This window comes from Coprococcus hominis (ex Arizal et al. 2022) (assembly GCF_040094675.1).
GTDB lineage: Bacteria > Bacillota > Clostridia > Lachnospirales > Lachnospiraceae > Coprococcus_C > Coprococcus_C hominis.
The window spans coordinates 54,831-71,060 of record NZ_JBBNHG010000024.1; the positions used below are offsets into that span (position 1 = coordinate 54,831).

Sequence of the window (16,230 nt, forward strand, 5' to 3'; positions counted from 1 at the left end):
CCTGCATACATTCACATAAATGTATGCAGGGAGCGCTTGTCCTGATTCCAAATTTATTTTTATGACGCCTGCTCGAACTGGCTGTTGTAGAGATCCGCATAGAAGCCCTTCTTCGCAAGCAGCTCCTCATGCGTACCGCTCTCGATGATATCGCCATCTTTCAATACAAGGATCAGATCAGCATTCTTGATTGTAGAAAGCCGGTGTGCGATTACAAACGAAGTTCTTCCCTTCATCAGTTCGTCCATGGCTCTCTGGATGATAAGCTCGGTTCTCGTATCGACAGAGCTTGTCGCCTCATCTAATATCAGCATCGGGCGGTCTGCAATCATCGCACGGGCGATGGTTAGCTGCTGCTTCTGTCCCTGTGACAGGTTAACCTGATCATTCAACACCGTGTCATAGCCCTTCGGCAGACTGCGGATAAAGCGGTGCAGACCAACCGCCTTGCACGCCTGCTCGATCTTTTCTTCCGGTACATTCTCCTGGCTGTATACGAGATTCTCACGAACCGTTCCTTCAAAAAGCCATGTATCCTGTAATACCATACAGAACTGGTCGTGTACTTCTTCCCGCGTCATATCCTTGATGGATACACCATCGATTTTTATATCGCCATCTAAGATTTCATGGAACCGCATTAAAAGATTCACCATCGTTGTCTTACCGGCACCGGTCGGTCCGACAATTGCAACCTTCTGTCCCGGTTTTGCTACAGCTGAAAAATCATGGATGACAACCTTATCGCTGTCTTTATAGCCAAACTTGACATGCTCAAAGGATACCTCACCCTTCACATCGTTCAGCTTTTTCGTCTTAGTGCTCTCATCTTCCATCTCTTCTGCGTCGGTAAACTCAAATACACGTTCACCGGCAGCAGCCGCAGACTGCAGTGCCTGCATCGCCTGTGCGATCTGACTGAGTGGCTGTGTAAAGTAACGTACATACATCATAAACGCAATAATCACACCAAATGATATTTTATCATTCATTACAAGAAGCGCACCGACAATACAGACCGCCACATAGCCAAGGTTACCGATGAATGTCATGAGTGGCATCATAAGTCCGGAGAGACACTGCGCCTTAAAGGCACTGTCACGCAGATTTTCATTCATCTTATCGAACTTTTCCTTTGATTTTTTCTCGCCATTATACGCCTTCACAACTGTGTGTCCGGCATAGATCTCCTCAACATGTCCATTGATTTCCCCCAGATGCATCTGTTGTCTCGCAAAATATTTCTGGGATTTGCTCATGATCAGAGCCATGAATACAAAGCCTAGCAGCGTTGAAAGTATCGCTGCAACCGTCATTATGATATTTGTCTTTATCATCATAATGAGAGAACCAAGAAGCAGCGTAACCGCTGTCACAAGATTTCCCATGCTCTGATTAAAGGATTGTGCAATTGTATCAACATCGTTTGTTACACGGGATAATACATCCCCGGTTGATGTCTGATTGTAAAACCACATCGGCAAGCGGTTGATCTTCCTTGAGATGTTGCTCCGGAGTCCCTTTGATACCTGCTGTGTTACATACCCCATAATCAGGTTCTGGACCAGAGATAACAACGCACTGCATCCATAGAAGCAGATCAGCGTGATTCCAATCCGTTTGATTCCGTCCATATCAATCCCGGTCATTACACCCTCGGTGATAAGATCGGTCATCTTGGATAATTTATCCGGTCCGATCAATGTTAATACGGTTCCAATACCTGCACAGATAATCGCGAATATCATGGCACCCCAGTATTTCTTACAGTTCGTAAGGAGCTTTGCCCATGTACCTTTGAAGTTCTTTGCTTTTTCGCCGGGGCGCATGCCTCTGCCCGGACCGTGACGAGGAACCTTTGGAGCACGATTATTCTGACCTACTTCATAATTATCTTTTTCCATTATGCAAGCTCCTCCTTTGATAACTGAGAATATGCGATTTCCTGGTACACTTCGCAGTTCTTCATAAGTTCGTCATGCGTTCCCATACCTGCGATCTGTCCATCGTCTAACACGATGATCTTATCCGCATCACGGATTGTACCGATTCGCTGTGCAACGATGATCTTCGTCGCATCCTTACATTCCTTGCGCAGTGCTTCCCGAAGGATTCTATCTGTCTTATAGTCAAGTGCCGAGAACGAATCATCGAAGATCAGGATCTCCGGCTGTCTGGCAATCGCACGCGCAATCGACAGACGCTGTTTCTGCCCACCTGAGAAGTTTGAGCCACCCTGAGCCACATACCCGTCATAGCCCTGATCCTTCTTCTCAACAAATTCACTTGCCTGCGCTACTTTTACCGCCATCGCAATGTCGTCCTGTGTAGCAGGTGCTTTTCCGTTTTCGCCATATGCCACATTGTCAGCGATTGTTCCGGAGAACAAGATTGCTTTCTGGCTGACATATCCAATTTTGTTATGCAGTGCTTCCTGCGTATATTCCTTGACATTCACGCCATCGACGAATACCTCACCCTCTGTTGCATCATAAAACCGCGGAATCAGATTGATAGCAGTACTCTTGCCACATCCGGTTGCACCGATAAACGCGATTGTCTCGCCCTTCTTCGCAGAGAAAGAAATATGCTCTAATACATATTCCTCTGCGTCCGGATATTTGAAGCTGACATCCTTGAATTCCACTTCCCCATCTTTCATAACCGGGAACGTATCTCTCGTTCCATCCTCAATGGATGGTTCAGTATCTAATACTTCCAAAATACGCTTCGCTGCAACCGATGCCCGCGGCAGCATAATAAATATCATAACCAGCATCATGAACGACATGACAACCTGCATTGCATACGAGGAAAATACAACCATATCCGAGAATAATGTGAATTTTTCCTGCATATCCTGTGCATCGTTGATCAAAACCGCGCCAATCCAATATATTGCAAGCGAAAGGCCATTCATGATCATCATAATCGTCGGCATCATAAATGCCATAGTCTTTGATGTAAACCAATGGGTATCTGTCAGATCCTTGTTGACCTTCTCAAACTTCTCCTCCTGATATGCTTCCGCATTATAGGCGCGAACAACGTTCAAGCCTGTCAGATTCTCACGTGTTACTTGATTGATATCATCCGTCAGACTCTGTAAGCGTTTGAACTTCGGCATACATAAGCTGACGCAGATAATAACGACAATCAATAATACAACAACCGCAACGCCCGTGGAGAGTGTCCACTGCCAACTCTTATCAACAATCTTCAAGATAGCCATCACCGCCATGATTGGTGCCCGCAACATGATGGACAGCCCCATTACAATCAACATCTGCACCTGAGTCACATCGTTTGTAGAACGCGTGATCAGACTCGCTGTTGAAAACCGTCCGATCTCTTCCATTGAAAAAGACTGTACCTTGTCAAATAACTTTCCACGTACGATTGCACTGAAATTCGAAGCAATCCGTGATGCACAGACAGCTACCAGTACCGTTACCAATAAACTGCCAAACGCACAAAGTAACATTTTTCCACCTGCAATCAGGATATCGTGCATCGCACTATCCTGTGTCGTAATCAGTGATGTAATTTCCCGCATATAATCCGGCAGCTTTAATTCGAGCCAAACCTGTGCCACTACAAATACCACACTGAAAAGAGCCAATACTACTTCCTGTTTTCGGAAATTCTTAAAAATACGTAACATTCCATGCTCCTTTCCATTTTCTGTAAAAACTTTTAATGAACATAAGCCATTATAGCACTCGAATTAGCACTCAGCAATACCAAGTGCTAACAATTCATAATCTTTTCACATATTCCACACATTATTCGACTATATCCAGAATATCCTCTGGCTTCTTCGCAAAGACAGTTGCACCAAGCGACTCCAGAAATGCCCGGTCACGGAAACCCCATTCCACTAAGATGCAATCTACACCAGCATTTTTTGCAGTCGCATAATCCACATCCGAATCGCCGATATAGATTACCTCATCTTTTTTAAGATCAAACTCCTTCAATACCTCATATACGGAATCCGGTGCCGGTTTCTTACGCACACCTTCGCGTTCACCGATTGCAACATCAAACTGTCCGACAAAGAAATCCTTCACCAGATCCTGCACGGCAAAGTCCACTTTATTCGATACAACTGCTGTCATATAGCCCTGTGCACGAAGCTTTGTAAGCAGATCATTGATCCCATCGTATGGTCTTGTCGTATCCATGCAATGATCTTTATAATAGATTTCAAATGTTGTGAACACGGCTTCGATGTCTGCATCTGAAGTTCCGGCTGGAACCGCACGTTCAATCAGCTTATGGATTCCATTTCCGACGAACTGACGCACCTCTTCCAATGTCCGCTCCGGAAATCCATGCTCGCTAAGCGCATAATTGGTTGTATTCTTCAAATCCTCCAACGTATACAGAATCGTTCCATCCATGTCAAAAATAAGCATCTTGTATTTCTTCATATTCTTCATCTCCATAATACAAAAACGCCTGACATGCCAAAGCGGTATATCAGGCGTTCTATTAATCTTTTTTATTGCTTAGTTTCCAGCCATCTGAGCTGCTACTTCTGCTGCGAAATCCTCGTTCTTCTTCTCGAGACCTTCACCTGTCTCAAAACGAACAAACTTCTTGATTGCAAGCTTGCATCCATTCGCCTTTGCTACGTTTGCAACGTACTGGGCAACGCTTTCCTTGTTCTCAGCCTTTACATACTCCTGCTCAAGCAGACAAACTTCCTTGAGTTCCTTGTTCAGACGTCCCTGAACCATCTTCTCAATGATATTATCAGGCTTGTTTGCATTCTTAGGATCATTCTTTGCCTGTGCAACAAGAATCTCAAGCTCGTGAGCCTTGTACTCCTCAGATACTTCATCTGTAGAAACATACTTTGGATTCATAGCTGCAACCTGCATAGCGATATTCTTCATGCACTCGTCAATAGCCTCACCGGATGCATCTGTATCAGCCTCAACCAATACACCGATCTTTCCGCCTGCATGAATATAAGAAACGATATGTCCGTCTGTGCTGATCTTGGCAAAACGACGGATGTTCATGTTCTCACCGATCTTAGCAACCATAGCAGCATGCTTCTCAGCAACTGTCATAGAAGGATCCAGTGCCCACTTCTCATTCTTAAGTGCCTCTACATCCTGAACGTCTGTAGAAACGATCTGATCAACAACTTCCTTAACATATGTCTGGAATACTTCATTCTTAGCAACGAAGTCTGTCTCGGCATTTACTTCAACCATAGCTGCCTTCTTACCGCCATCAACAACAGTTGTCATAACGATACCCTCTGCAGCGATTCTTCCTGCCTTCTTTACAGCAGTTGCAAGTCCTTTCTCACGAAGGAACTCTACTGCCTTGTCAAAATCGCCGTCAGTCTCTGTAAGAGCCTTCTTACAATCCATCATACCAGCGCCAGACATCTCTCTTAACTCTTTTACCATACTAGCTGTAATAGCTGCCATTTTCTTGTCCTCCTAAACCGATACTTCTTACTCTTCTGCTGCGTCTGCCTCTGCTGATTCAGCCTCCTCAGCTGACTCAACATCTGCACCCTGGTTTGCCTCGATAACAGCATCTGCCATCTTAGAAACGATCAGTTTTACAGCTCTGATAGCATCATCGTTACCTGGAATTACATAATCCAGCTCTTCCGGATCACAGTTTGTATCTGCGATACCAACAAGTGGAATACCAAGTGTGTGTGCCTCATGTACGCAGTTTCTCTCTTTGCGAGGATCTACGATAAAGATCATGTCAGGAATGTCCTTCATATCCTTGATACCGCCAAGGTTCTTCTGAAGCTTCTCCATCTCCTTCTTGATCTCGATAACTTCCTTCTTAGGTAATACATCAAATGTACCATCCTGCTCCATTGCTTCGTACTTCTCAAGCTTTGCAATTCTTGTCTTGATTGTCTCGAAGTTTGTAAGCATACCACCTAACCATCTCTGGTTAACATAGTACATACCACATCTCTCAGCCTCAGCCTTGATAGAATCCTGTGCCTGCTTCTTTGTACCAACGAAAAGAATCTTTCCGCCGTTTGCTGCGCAGTCAAGAACTGCCTTGTAAGCCTCGTCTACCTTGCCAACAGACTTCTGAAGATCGATAATGTAGATACCGTTACGCTCAGTATAGATATACTCAGCCATCTTAGGGTTCCATCTTCTTGTCTGATGTCCAAAGTGAACACCTGCCTCGAGTAACTGTTTCATAGAAATAACGCTCATAACTTACCTCCTGGGTTATAAAATATTTTCTTCTGTGAGCTTCTTACAGCCGTGTGTCAAGCTGTCTAGTGAAAAACCATCGCGTTATATGGCACCCTTTTCACCGATTCACTCACATGTTTTTTCACACGAAGCCGATTATAACATAAAAAAAAAGTGCATACAAGCACTTTTTTTATTTTCTATGGTAATTTCCATGATTTTACTGTTTTGTTGTCAATATCTTGGCAATCTCCTCATAAGACATACCGGTTTCAAGAGAAAAATTACCGGTTTCAAGCTTCATATCGTATCCGTTTGCGACAAGAAAGCTGTTGAACTTGGACGCATCATCGACCAGACCGGCATTTGCAAGTGCCGAAGCGATTGCCTCCGAACTCATACCACTAGAGATTGTAACCGTTGTCTGCGTTGACGTATCCGCCTTTTCTGTAGTTGAAGCCTCAGTGGTTGCTTTCTCCGTTGTTGTTTTTTCTGTCGTTGTTGCCTCTGTAGTTGCCTTCTCGGTTGTCGTTGGTGCTTCCGTTGTCGCCTTCTCGGTCGTAGCTTCCGTCGTGATTTCCTCCGTCGTTGTCTCCTGCGATGTGACATCCGACTCCAAAACATACTCCGATTGTTTCACCATGCCAAGCTCCTGTGCCCGTTTGATTACATCTTCATCACTCATGCGATTCTTACCCGAAGTCATATATGCAGCAAACATAATCAATGCACCAAACAAAATACCAACGCCAAGTCCGCGTACAAAATATTTTCTCTTCATTACTTTGCCTCTCCTTGATATAAGTCTACTACCAGTTTTACTTCACCAACACCAAGTCCCAGATGCTTTGCGATTTCCAGAATACTGAGTCCCGCCTTGTGCATCTCTAAAATCATATCCTTATTGTCGACATTCTCCAGTTCTTCTCTTGCTTCCTCTGGAAGTGGTGTCTCCTCTAAATCCCGGATTGCATCGTCCAGATCAGCATCCGTTTCCGGCTGTTCCTCTGGCTGTACCGGTTCCTGTGTCTCTGGTTCTGCAACCGGCGTCTGTACATTCTGGCTGTCCCTGACAATGTTCTGTGCCGCCTGTTCCTGCACCATCAAAGCGATTTCTTTCTTATATTCATCAATCATATTGACCGTAGTCATGATCTCCTTCTGCTTGTCGGAAAGCATATCATACAGGAAAACAACCTCCTTGTGATTGCGGTCGATCTCCTCGTTGACAGACACTGCATAATCGCCAAGTGCAAGCGTCTTCTGGTTTACGATCTCTGCCAGACGTGTCTCAATATCTGCAAGCTTCCCGTCCACCTGTTGATCCATGTAATCGCGGATCAGGGTATCAATCTTCTCTTTCTGCTCCTGTGTCAGTTCCTTTGGAATCTTCACTACCCCTGCGCTTTCCTCTTTTTCCTCAGAAAGTTTTTCTGAAAGAGCAAAACTGACAAATATAAAGATTAAACCGATTACAATTAAAACAATGACTGTTGTTGACATTTTCTCTTACCTCATCTCATATTTTTAAATCAATATTTACGCGGTTGATACCGGTATGTGTTTCCGTATCCTCCGTTTTTGTTTTCTTCTTTTTACCGGAATAGAGATTTTGATATTTATTTTTTCCCTCTTCCTTTGCATCCGGACTTTGCTCGTAATATGCCGCTTCTTCCTTCTGCACGACCGTTTCCCGCACTTCGCGTTCCTGCTCCTGCGTCTCATGCAATGCATTCTGACTATGCAGGATACTCTGTGCATCCGCATTCTGCTGAATAGAAGCAATCGGTGTCGATGCCTGTGTTGCAACTAATGGTGAAATCATTGCTATTCCTCCTTTTTCAGCCGTTTTTTAAAACAGTGTCGGTTTTACAACGCCATCTGCAATTTTATACCAGCTATGCTTATCCACATCCTTCACAGCATAGGACTGGTTGGATATATAAATCATAACGCCGCGATACGCATTTCCAAGCACTTTGACGCTGCCTTTTTTCCCCATCGTCAACTGGATACGCAGCTCCTGCAGGGTATCATTTTTCTGCTGATATTCTGCTTTCATCTCCTCGGCACGTTCTGTATACGTCTTAATCTGCTTTACGTTCTCCGGTGTCAGCTTGATTCCTCGTTTTAACTTTTCTTTATAGACATTCAGATACGAGGTTGTCTCCTCTATGGCTGTCTTCAGATCCATGACCTGTGGGACCAATGCTTTTATCTGTTCATACAACTCCGGTTTGACACCAACCTTGACTATCGTCTGTGTCTCCATACGGTTGCCAATACTGTTTGCTTCCACATACGTCTCGCAGATCAGTTCACCGCCCACAATAAAGCCTTTTCTGCCGTGAATAACAACCTTTCCACCTGACTGGATATGACTGTGCAGGATAGAACCTGCAAGCACATCACCATCTGCAAATACATTGGCACTTTCAAAGAACTGTGCACAGATATCGCCTCCGGCACATAGCTTGCCTTTGCCCATGCCCTGTACGCCTCGTTTGATCACAATGTTACCACCGGCAATCAGGGTTGCCCCTTCCACAACGCCGTTAATCTCGATATCACCCTTTGCACGAATCGTAAATCCGGTTCGCACCGTACCTGGTACCATTACATTTCCTTCGTACTCAATATCCCCGGTTGATGCATCAACATCCGCAGCGACCTTATAGGTATCTGACACAAACACCGTGCCTTCCGCCAGCGTGACATTTCCATTGACGTTGCTTGTGAGCAAGGTACCATCCTCGGACAATGTAATATTCCGTCCATATTTTAATTTCCGGATCTTCGGTCGATTCTGCGGAATTGTTTTTCCATAGATATTCATTCCTGGTTTACCCGGATCATGTGGTGTCAGCTTCGCAAGTTTATCGCCCTCATTTACCGCTGAAAAAAGATTCAGTGCATGGAAATCCACGCTTCCATCTTCTAATACTTTCGGTTTTGCAAGCGGTTTTGTGTTGAAGAAATATTCAATCACCGTATCTTTCGCCGGCATCGGTGCCATGCCCTTCGCGATCGGGATATTCGTACAATAAGTACGCGTCGTCTTCAGCTTCTCCATGACCGGTTCCAATATCCCGTACAGAATTTTCTCCCGTTCTAATTCCGCGCGGATTTCCCGCCCTGTCATCAGTTTTCCGCCTGTTGACGGCGGATAAAAACGGATATATGCAATCATGTTATCTTTTCCAGTGATAATCGTTGCACTCTCATCAAACGCCTTTGCACAAGTATCACTGATCTTGATCTGCAGAGGTTTCTCCTGCAGCAGATCCAGTGTTTTACGCAGTGCATCAATCGAAAATCCTGCAAATCCTTTCTGTTCTAAAAAAGAAACGACCTCGCGGATATCCAATCGTTTTCCATCTTCCTTCGGCGGAAACACGTCCAGATAAGTTCCGTCCTCTTTGATGCGGATTTTAAAAAAAGAGTTTTTATATTTCATAGGCATTTCCTCAACCCATCATCAGTGCAAAATTATCGTTCATACATCGGCGCATCTTCGTCAGCGCCTTGGAATGTAACTGTGAAATGCGGGATTCGGACACTTCCATCACCCGGCTGATCTCCTTCAAGGTAAGATCTTCATAATAATATAAAAGTACCACAGTTTTCTCTTTTTCAGTCAGCATCGAAAGTGCTTCGGTCAACTGTGTCTTCAATTCCTCTTTCAAAATCCGGTTCTCCGGATTTACACCCGTACCGTGATAAGCAGGTGCCTTCACGTCATTCCCCTGCTCCATAAAATCATCCAGCGACGAAATGTTTGTCACATTCGTCTGCTGCATCCATGTATCATATTCTTCCTCCGAGATTCCTAGCTCTTTTGCCATATCTGCGTCAGAATAATTCGGTCCTTTCAATGCTTCGAGCTTCTTGGACGCCTCCGTGATTGATTTTTGTTTCTGGCGAACCGAACGTGGAATCCAGTCCATCTTCCGGATCTGGTCAAGAATTGAGCCACGGATACGAAGGCTTGCATACGTCTCGAACTTAATGCCTTTTCCATAATCGAATTTATCGATGGCGTCAATCAGTCCGAATATTCCATAGCTTACCAGATCATCGTATTCCACGTTTGCCCCAAGGTAGATGGCAAGTCTTCCTGCAACCAGCTTCACCAGAGAAACATATTCCATTATCAGTTCTTCCCGAACGGCTGTGGATTTGGAATGACTATATTCGATCCATAATCGTTCTTTTTTATCCAAGATTGCCATGTACAGCAACACCCCTTATTTTCCGTTATACGTGGTTTTGCGCATCCGTACCTTCTTCCTCCGGCGGTGCCTCCTCCATATCCACTTCTTTTACCTCTTCCATATTGCGGATCTTATCGATCAGCTTTAGTGCAATCGTCGCAATCACGTAAAATACGATGATCACGATCAGCAATATGATCAGAGAGCGTACAAGACTCCGTTCATATTTCATATTGAGCAGCCATGTAATAAGTGCCGCCAACAAAACAATAAACGCTCTTGCATTTTTATATTTGTCTTTCGTCTCCAACTATATCGTCTCCAACCTATATAATGTGTGTCTGCTTTCCGGCAGTCACTACGGTCAAATCTTTGGTTACCGGATCAAATACAATGGTACGTCCATAATTTAATCCAACATCCTCCGACACGATTTTGATTCCATACTGCTTCAGGACTTCCCGCACGGCTTCCACGTTTTTCTCTCCGATATTCCCCATTGCGGTATCAGAAGAAAACTGGAACATCTTCGCGCCACCGGCAATCTTGGCAATCATATTCTTCCGGCTGAGTCCCTGTTTTTCCAGTTCCTCCACCAGTGCCTGTATTCCGGTATCTGCGAATTTTAATTTATTCTGGTTCTGTCTGATCTTTGTACTGTCAGGAAGCATAATGTGAACCAATCCTGCAATATTTTTCGTACGCTCATATAATACAATCCCTACACAGGACCCAAGTCCAATGGTTGTAATCGTATCCCCCGCCATGCAAGTGTTCATATCTGCTATCCCAACCCGGATAACATCATTCAACGCCTGCACCTCCAATTCCAAGCTTCAAAAGCAACTGATCGAAGGAATGCATCTCTGAGATCAACATGATGTATCCATCAATCTCCTGATTGCCTGCTTTAAATCCAGAATTGATCAGCAGTGCCTTGTCACTTACCATGCCATATTCGATACATGGTACACTCAGAATCGCGCCTGCCATATCAATACAGATCTGCGGCTGGGAGTACCTTAGCTCCATCCCGGACAGGTTCTCTAACGATGCAACGTACGAACCGATCAGGATGTTCGCGATTTCTCCAATCGCAGACATTCCCATCTCGCTGTGCCAGTCCTGTGTCTGTCCAAGCAACACCTCGGACAAATGTCTGGCATCGTCTAATCCAAGCACAAACAAGATCATCGCATTGAACGAACCATGTAGCCGGCTTAATACGCCGACAACAGATGTCTCCGGTCCGCCAAGTGCATTCTCAAGTTCGTTAAAATCATATAATTTTACCGTTGGAGCACTCATGCTGAGTTTAGAAGACAACAGTACAGAAAGTGATGTCGTCGCATTTCCCGCTCCAATATTTCCAAGCTCTGTCAAGGCATCTTTTACCTGCTCCGATAACTGTTCGGTATGTTTTTCCATGGCATACACCTTTTCTTATTCGTTGTCAATATCTGCAATCAGCGCACCAATATTTAAAAGTGAGATCAGGGATTCGTTATACTTTCCTACACCAGTCAGATATGTACGTGTATCTCCACTCTCTGTTGCAATCTGCTCAATATCGTCATCCGTCAGGGTAACTACCTCACGCACCTCATCCACTAAAATACCTATTTTTGCATTTCCCTCTACCTTGAGGATCAGGATACGGGACGCATTCGTATTTTCCTTATCCGGCAATTCAAATTTCCGTCTGAGGCTCATAACCGGAACAACCTCACCACGCAGATTGATGATGCCAAGGAAGTACGGCTGTGCATGCGGAACTCTTGTAATCTTCTGCAGACGGACAATATTATCAATATAGGTAATATCAATTCCGTACTGTTCATTGTCAAATTTTAAAATAATATACTGCTTTGCGCTATTCGCTACTGCATTTCCATCCATGTATGTGCACCTCCCTTACACCAATGTGTTTGAATCAATAATCAAAGCAACTTCACCATTTCCAAGAATCGTTGCACCACTGATCATCTTTGGCACATGAATGTATTTTCCAAGTGACTTGATAACGATCTCCTGCTGACCGAGCAGCTTGTCGATCACAAGACCCGCCTGTTTGTCACCCTTCTTTACAATTACAACGATCTCGCCCTCATCCTCGATGGCATCCTCGTCCTTTTCAATCGGATCAATATCCAGAACCTCGTTCAGACGTACAAGTGGGATTACCGAACCACGCAGGTTGATAACCTCTTTTGTATGTACATAACGGATATCCTCCGGCAAAATCTCCTCAACCGTCACAATAGAATTTAATGGGAGTGCATACTTCTCGCCGGATACCTCTACCATCAATGCCTGAATGATTGCAAGTGTCAGAGGCAGTCTTACAATAAAGGTTGTTCCCTCACCAAGCTTTGATACAACCTCGACATCACCGCCAAGTCCCTCAATCTTGTTCTTTACAACATCCAGACCAACGCCTCGGCCGGATACATCGGAGATCTTCTCTGCGGTTGAGAAAGCAGGCATAAACAACAGATCAATTGCATCTTTTTCTGTCATATATTCTGCCTGTTCCTCTGTGATCTGTCCCTTCTCCAGTGCCTTGCGCTTGATCTTTTCTACATCGATGCCCGCACCATCATCGCTGACCTCAATGGTAACATTATTTCCATCCTGGTAAGCATCCAGACGAATCGTACCAACCTGTGGCTTTCCTAACTTCAGACGGTCAATCGTGGACTCCAGTCCATGATCGGCGGCATTTCGAAGCATATGCATCAATGGATCACCAATCTCATCGATAACCGTACGGTCAAGTTCGGTATCCTCACCAGTCATGATCAACTCCATCTCCTTGTTGAGCTTCTTGGAGAGATCACGGATCATACGTGGGAACCGGTTCACTACGCTCTCGATTGGAACCATTCGAACCTTCATAACCGATTCATGCAGATTCGTTGTGATACGCTCTAAGTATTCAATCTGTTCGTTGAAAGACTGATCCTGGGAGGAAAGGGTTCCTGTCACAGAGACAAGTCCATTCTTCGCAATAATAAGCTCGGACACCTGATTCATCAGATCATCCAGCTTCTCGATATCGACACGCACCGAACGATTGACAACCGGCTTTCCAGACTTGCCAGCTGGCTTCTTCTCTTCCTTCTTTTCAGGTGCAGCCGCCTTGGCAACTGTCTCCTCTGGCTTTTTTTCTTCTTCCTTTGCCTCTGTCTGCGCTGGTTCTTCTTCCTTCAGTTCATATTCCTCAATTACTGCCTCCTCGATCTCAGAGACATTCTCGATTGCTTTCTTTACTTCCTCCAACGATTTGTCAGAGATGATAAACATGGAAAAATCAAGGTCAAACTTTTCATCCTCGATATCCTGTACACTTGGTACGGATTTGATAATCTCGCCCTTGTTCTCCAACCCCTTAAATACAAGGAATGCACGTGCAGCCTTCAGCAGACAGGTTTCCTGAATATATACCGTTGTGGCATATACATGCATGCCCTGTGCCTTCGCCTCACTGATTGCATTCTTCTCGAAATCAGCCAATGGGATAGACAGATATTTTCTACGGTCACCGCCCTCTGGCTTTTTCTCCTCTTTGGTCTCTTCTTTTGTCGCTGCCGCCTGTGCTTCACCACTTCCTGCCAGACCATTCTGCAAAACAGCATTTAACTGTGCAATCAGCTCATCATTGTCCTCCGTACCTTCATCCGAGGTTTCAATGATGTTGGTCAGATATCCCTCTAATGCATCCAGACATTTGAATACGATATCAACCAGATCCGCATTGACGTTCATCTTTCCGTTCCGGATCTCAGAGAACACATTCTCCATATCATGTGTCAAGCGCTGCATACGCTTATATCCCATCGTTCCTGCCATTCCCTTTAATGAATGGGCAGCTCTGAAAATCTCATTTACCGTATCAACGTTCTCCGGCTCTGACTCCAATATCAGCACCTGATCATTGAGTGTCTGTAAATGTTCTTTTGATTCATCAATAAAAATCTCCAGATATTGACTTAAATCCATTCTTGCACCCCTACTTTCTTTGTTATCTCTTCCGCAATCTGCTGCAGATCACACACACAGTCACAAAGTCCGGCATCACGGATTGCCTTCGGCATTCCATATACGGTACTACTTGCCTCATCCTGCGCGATCACATAGACCGGCTTGTGCTTTGCAAGTTCCTGTGTGCCCTTCGTTCCATCTGCACCCATTCCGGTTAAAATGACACATATGATCTCGTCATATGATACATGACTTAAACTTGAAAGCATGACATTTCCACACGGTTTCAAGCCCCCGATTGGCGGTGTCTCATCGAAAAACACTTCACAGCCCTTCGCTGTTTCATGCAGTGCCAGATGGGTTCCACCCTTGGCAATGTAGACATGACCATTCTTTAATACATCGCCCTCTGCAGCCTCCTTCACAGATACCGCGCTCTGCTCGTTTAATCGCATCGCAAGTGTCTTCGTAAATCCCTCTGGCATATGCTGTACTAAAACAACCGGTGCAGCAAGATTTTTCGGAAGCTTTGGTATCACAGACTGCAGTGCCCGTGGTCCACCAGTGGAACACACAAGTGCCACCAGTTTTTTTCCGTTTTTCTGTCTATGCTTTTTTTTGATGATTACAGGTTTTTCCGGCTCCATGGTACAAGCAGCCTCCGCCTTATGCAGAGTGCGTTCCTTTACCTCCACTGCCATACAGAGCGCTTTTTTGATCTTCTCAGCATACCTCTGCACATCCTTTTGAAAGATATGTTCCGGTTTCCGGATAAACTCAATCGCGCCCAGATCCAGTGCTGTAAAGACTGCATAGGAATCCTCTCTTGCACTGAATACAATAAATGGAGCAACAACACCTGCTTCCTTCGACTTTTTGATCAAGGTCAGACCATCCATCTTTGGCATATCGATATCCGTCATAACAACGTCAATATCGTTCTGCTTCGACAGATATGCATAACCTTCCTCTCCATCCGCCGCAAGATATGCAACTGTAAATCCATCAATATGGTTTATTATATCAGACATGACTCTTCTCATGAGTGCAGAGTCATCTATTAGTAATATTTTTTTAGGATCGTTTTCCATTCGCTATTTCCATTCTTTCACTTTCAAAAATAAAACGAACAATCTTATCACGCTCGTCCTGTGTTATTTTCAAAAATTCCATACGCTGTTCAAACATATCCGAACGTTCGCGTACAGGTGTACTTGATAATATACGCGCAAATAAATTAAACTGTAAAATTTCTCCGACAATAGAGACCATGAATTTTACCTTTACCACTTCGTTGCGCTCAATGTTGGTTCTCTGGTTCAGTCTGAGACCACCACCACTGATATCTACAATTCGTGCCGGCTGCCACGGCAGGGCATCCTCCGGGACAGAGATATCATCTGGAATTCCCGTATCATATTCTTCATCCGAAACCACTCTGATCTGCGCATCGATCAGGCAGTCATACCGGTAAAACTGCCGCCGCTGCACCTTCTCCAAGGCACCAAGCAGCTTGATATCAAGGAAAAACAGATTTCCGCTCTTATAACGCGAAGTTACCTGTACATTGCATTGCAGCAAGCCACGCTCTGTATAAAAGCATGCCGTATAACGCTCATCTAAATCCAAAGGTACGATCCGTCCCTCAAAAATCGGCATCGCAATCTGTAATTTATCCTGATCCAGAATATCATAGATTTTGCTCACATAGACCTTTTTATTCTGCTCGTTACGAATAACCTGATCGAGTCGCACCAATTCAATTTTATTACCTATCGCTATTCCCATTCATACGTACCATCTTTTCCTTTTTCTGCTGTCTATATCTA

17 protein-coding genes are annotated in these 16,230 nt (G+C 44.6%); all 17 read right to left on the reverse strand.

Annotated elements, in window-relative coordinates:
- Positions 1-59: 59 nt before the first annotated feature.
- The gene (locus AAAT93_RS02685) at positions 60-1,904 is read right to left on the reverse strand and encodes an ABC transporter ATP-binding protein (RefSeq protein WP_177980872.1); all 1,845 of its coding nucleotides are present in this window, start codon (positions 1,902-1,904) and stop codon (positions 60-62) included.
- Entirely contained in the window at positions 1,904-3,664 is a 1,761-nt protein-coding gene (locus AAAT93_RS02690; protein ID WP_118544952.1) for an ABC transporter ATP-binding protein, read from the reverse strand. The genes AAAT93_RS02685 and AAAT93_RS02690 overlap by 1 nt, the downstream gene beginning before the upstream one ends.
- 121 nt (positions 3,665-3,785) lie before the next feature.
- The gene (locus AAAT93_RS02695; protein ID WP_021985399.1) at positions 3,786-4,436 is read right to left on the reverse strand and encodes an HAD family hydrolase; all 651 of its coding nucleotides are present in this window, start codon (positions 4,434-4,436) and stop codon (positions 3,786-3,788) included.
- A 78-nt stretch (positions 4,437-4,514) separates the two neighbouring features.
- Positions 4,515-5,453 carry a translation elongation factor Ts gene (gene tsf, locus AAAT93_RS02700; protein ID WP_118373327.1) on the reverse strand — a complete coding sequence of 313 codons (939 nt, stop codon included), beginning with the start codon at positions 5,451-5,453 and terminating at the stop codon, positions 4,515-4,517.
- 27 nt (positions 5,454-5,480) lie between these two features.
- On the reverse strand, positions 5,481-6,221 hold the full coding sequence (gene rpsB, locus AAAT93_RS02705; protein WP_021985397.1) for a 30S ribosomal protein S2: 741 nt from the start codon (positions 6,219-6,221) through the stop codon (positions 5,481-5,483).
- A 202-nt stretch (positions 6,222-6,423) separates the two neighbouring features.
- Positions 6,424-6,984: an endolytic transglycosylase MltG gene (locus AAAT93_RS02710; protein WP_117781244.1), complete on the reverse strand. Its 561-nt coding sequence runs from the start codon at positions 6,982-6,984 to the stop codon at positions 6,424-6,426.
- A complete protein-coding gene (locus AAAT93_RS02715) occupies positions 6,984-7,706 on the reverse strand; it encodes a DUF6115 domain-containing protein (RefSeq protein WP_021985395.1) in 723 nt (240 codons plus the stop codon). Before AAAT93_RS02715 ends, AAAT93_RS02710 begins: the two co-directional genes overlap by 1 nt.
- 16 nt (positions 7,707-7,722) lie before the next feature.
- Complete coding sequence (locus tag AAAT93_RS02720) at positions 7,723-8,028, reverse strand: hypothetical protein (RefSeq protein WP_021985394.1); 306 nt, start codon at positions 8,026-8,028, stop codon at positions 7,723-7,725.
- A 27-nt stretch (positions 8,029-8,055) separates the two neighbouring features.
- Entirely contained in the window at positions 8,056-9,660 is a 1,605-nt protein-coding gene (locus AAAT93_RS02725) for a DUF342 domain-containing protein (RefSeq protein WP_227572761.1), read from the reverse strand.
- Between the two features lie 10 nt (positions 9,661-9,670).
- Positions 9,671-10,435 carry a FliA/WhiG family RNA polymerase sigma factor gene (locus tag AAAT93_RS02730; protein ID WP_117781246.1) on the reverse strand — a complete coding sequence of 255 codons (765 nt, stop codon included), beginning with the start codon at positions 10,433-10,435 and terminating at the stop codon, positions 9,671-9,673.
- A gap of 25 nt (positions 10,436-10,460) precedes the next feature.
- Positions 10,461-10,727, reverse strand: a complete 267-nt coding sequence (locus AAAT93_RS02735; protein WP_021985391.1) for a hypothetical protein — start codon at positions 10,725-10,727, stop codon at positions 10,461-10,463.
- 16 nt (positions 10,728-10,743) lie between these two features.
- Entirely contained in the window at positions 10,744-11,229 is a 486-nt protein-coding gene (locus AAAT93_RS02740; RefSeq protein WP_021985390.1) for a chemotaxis protein CheD, read from the reverse strand.
- Positions 11,222-11,845, reverse strand: a complete 624-nt coding sequence (locus AAAT93_RS02745; protein ID WP_021985389.1) for a chemotaxis protein CheC — start codon at positions 11,843-11,845, stop codon at positions 11,222-11,224. Before AAAT93_RS02745 ends, AAAT93_RS02740 begins: the two co-directional genes overlap by 8 nt.
- Before the next feature lie 15 nt (positions 11,846-11,860).
- Entirely contained in the window at positions 11,861-12,316 is a 456-nt protein-coding gene (locus AAAT93_RS02750; protein ID WP_021985388.1) for a chemotaxis protein CheW, read from the reverse strand.
- 15 nt (positions 12,317-12,331) lie between these two features.
- On the reverse strand, positions 12,332-14,419 hold the full coding sequence (locus AAAT93_RS02755; protein ID WP_021985387.1) for a chemotaxis protein CheA: 2,088 nt from the start codon (positions 14,417-14,419) through the stop codon (positions 12,332-12,334).
- Entirely contained in the window at positions 14,410-15,492 is a 1,083-nt protein-coding gene (cheB, locus tag AAAT93_RS02760) for a chemotaxis-specific protein-glutamate methyltransferase CheB (RefSeq protein WP_021985386.1), read from the reverse strand. The genes AAAT93_RS02755 and cheB overlap by 10 nt, the downstream gene beginning before the upstream one ends.
- Entirely contained in the window at positions 15,476-16,189 is a 714-nt protein-coding gene (locus AAAT93_RS02765; protein ID WP_021985385.1) for a flagellar brake protein, read from the reverse strand. The genes cheB and AAAT93_RS02765 overlap by 17 nt, the downstream gene beginning before the upstream one ends.
- Between the last annotated feature and the right edge of the window lie 41 nt (positions 16,190-16,230).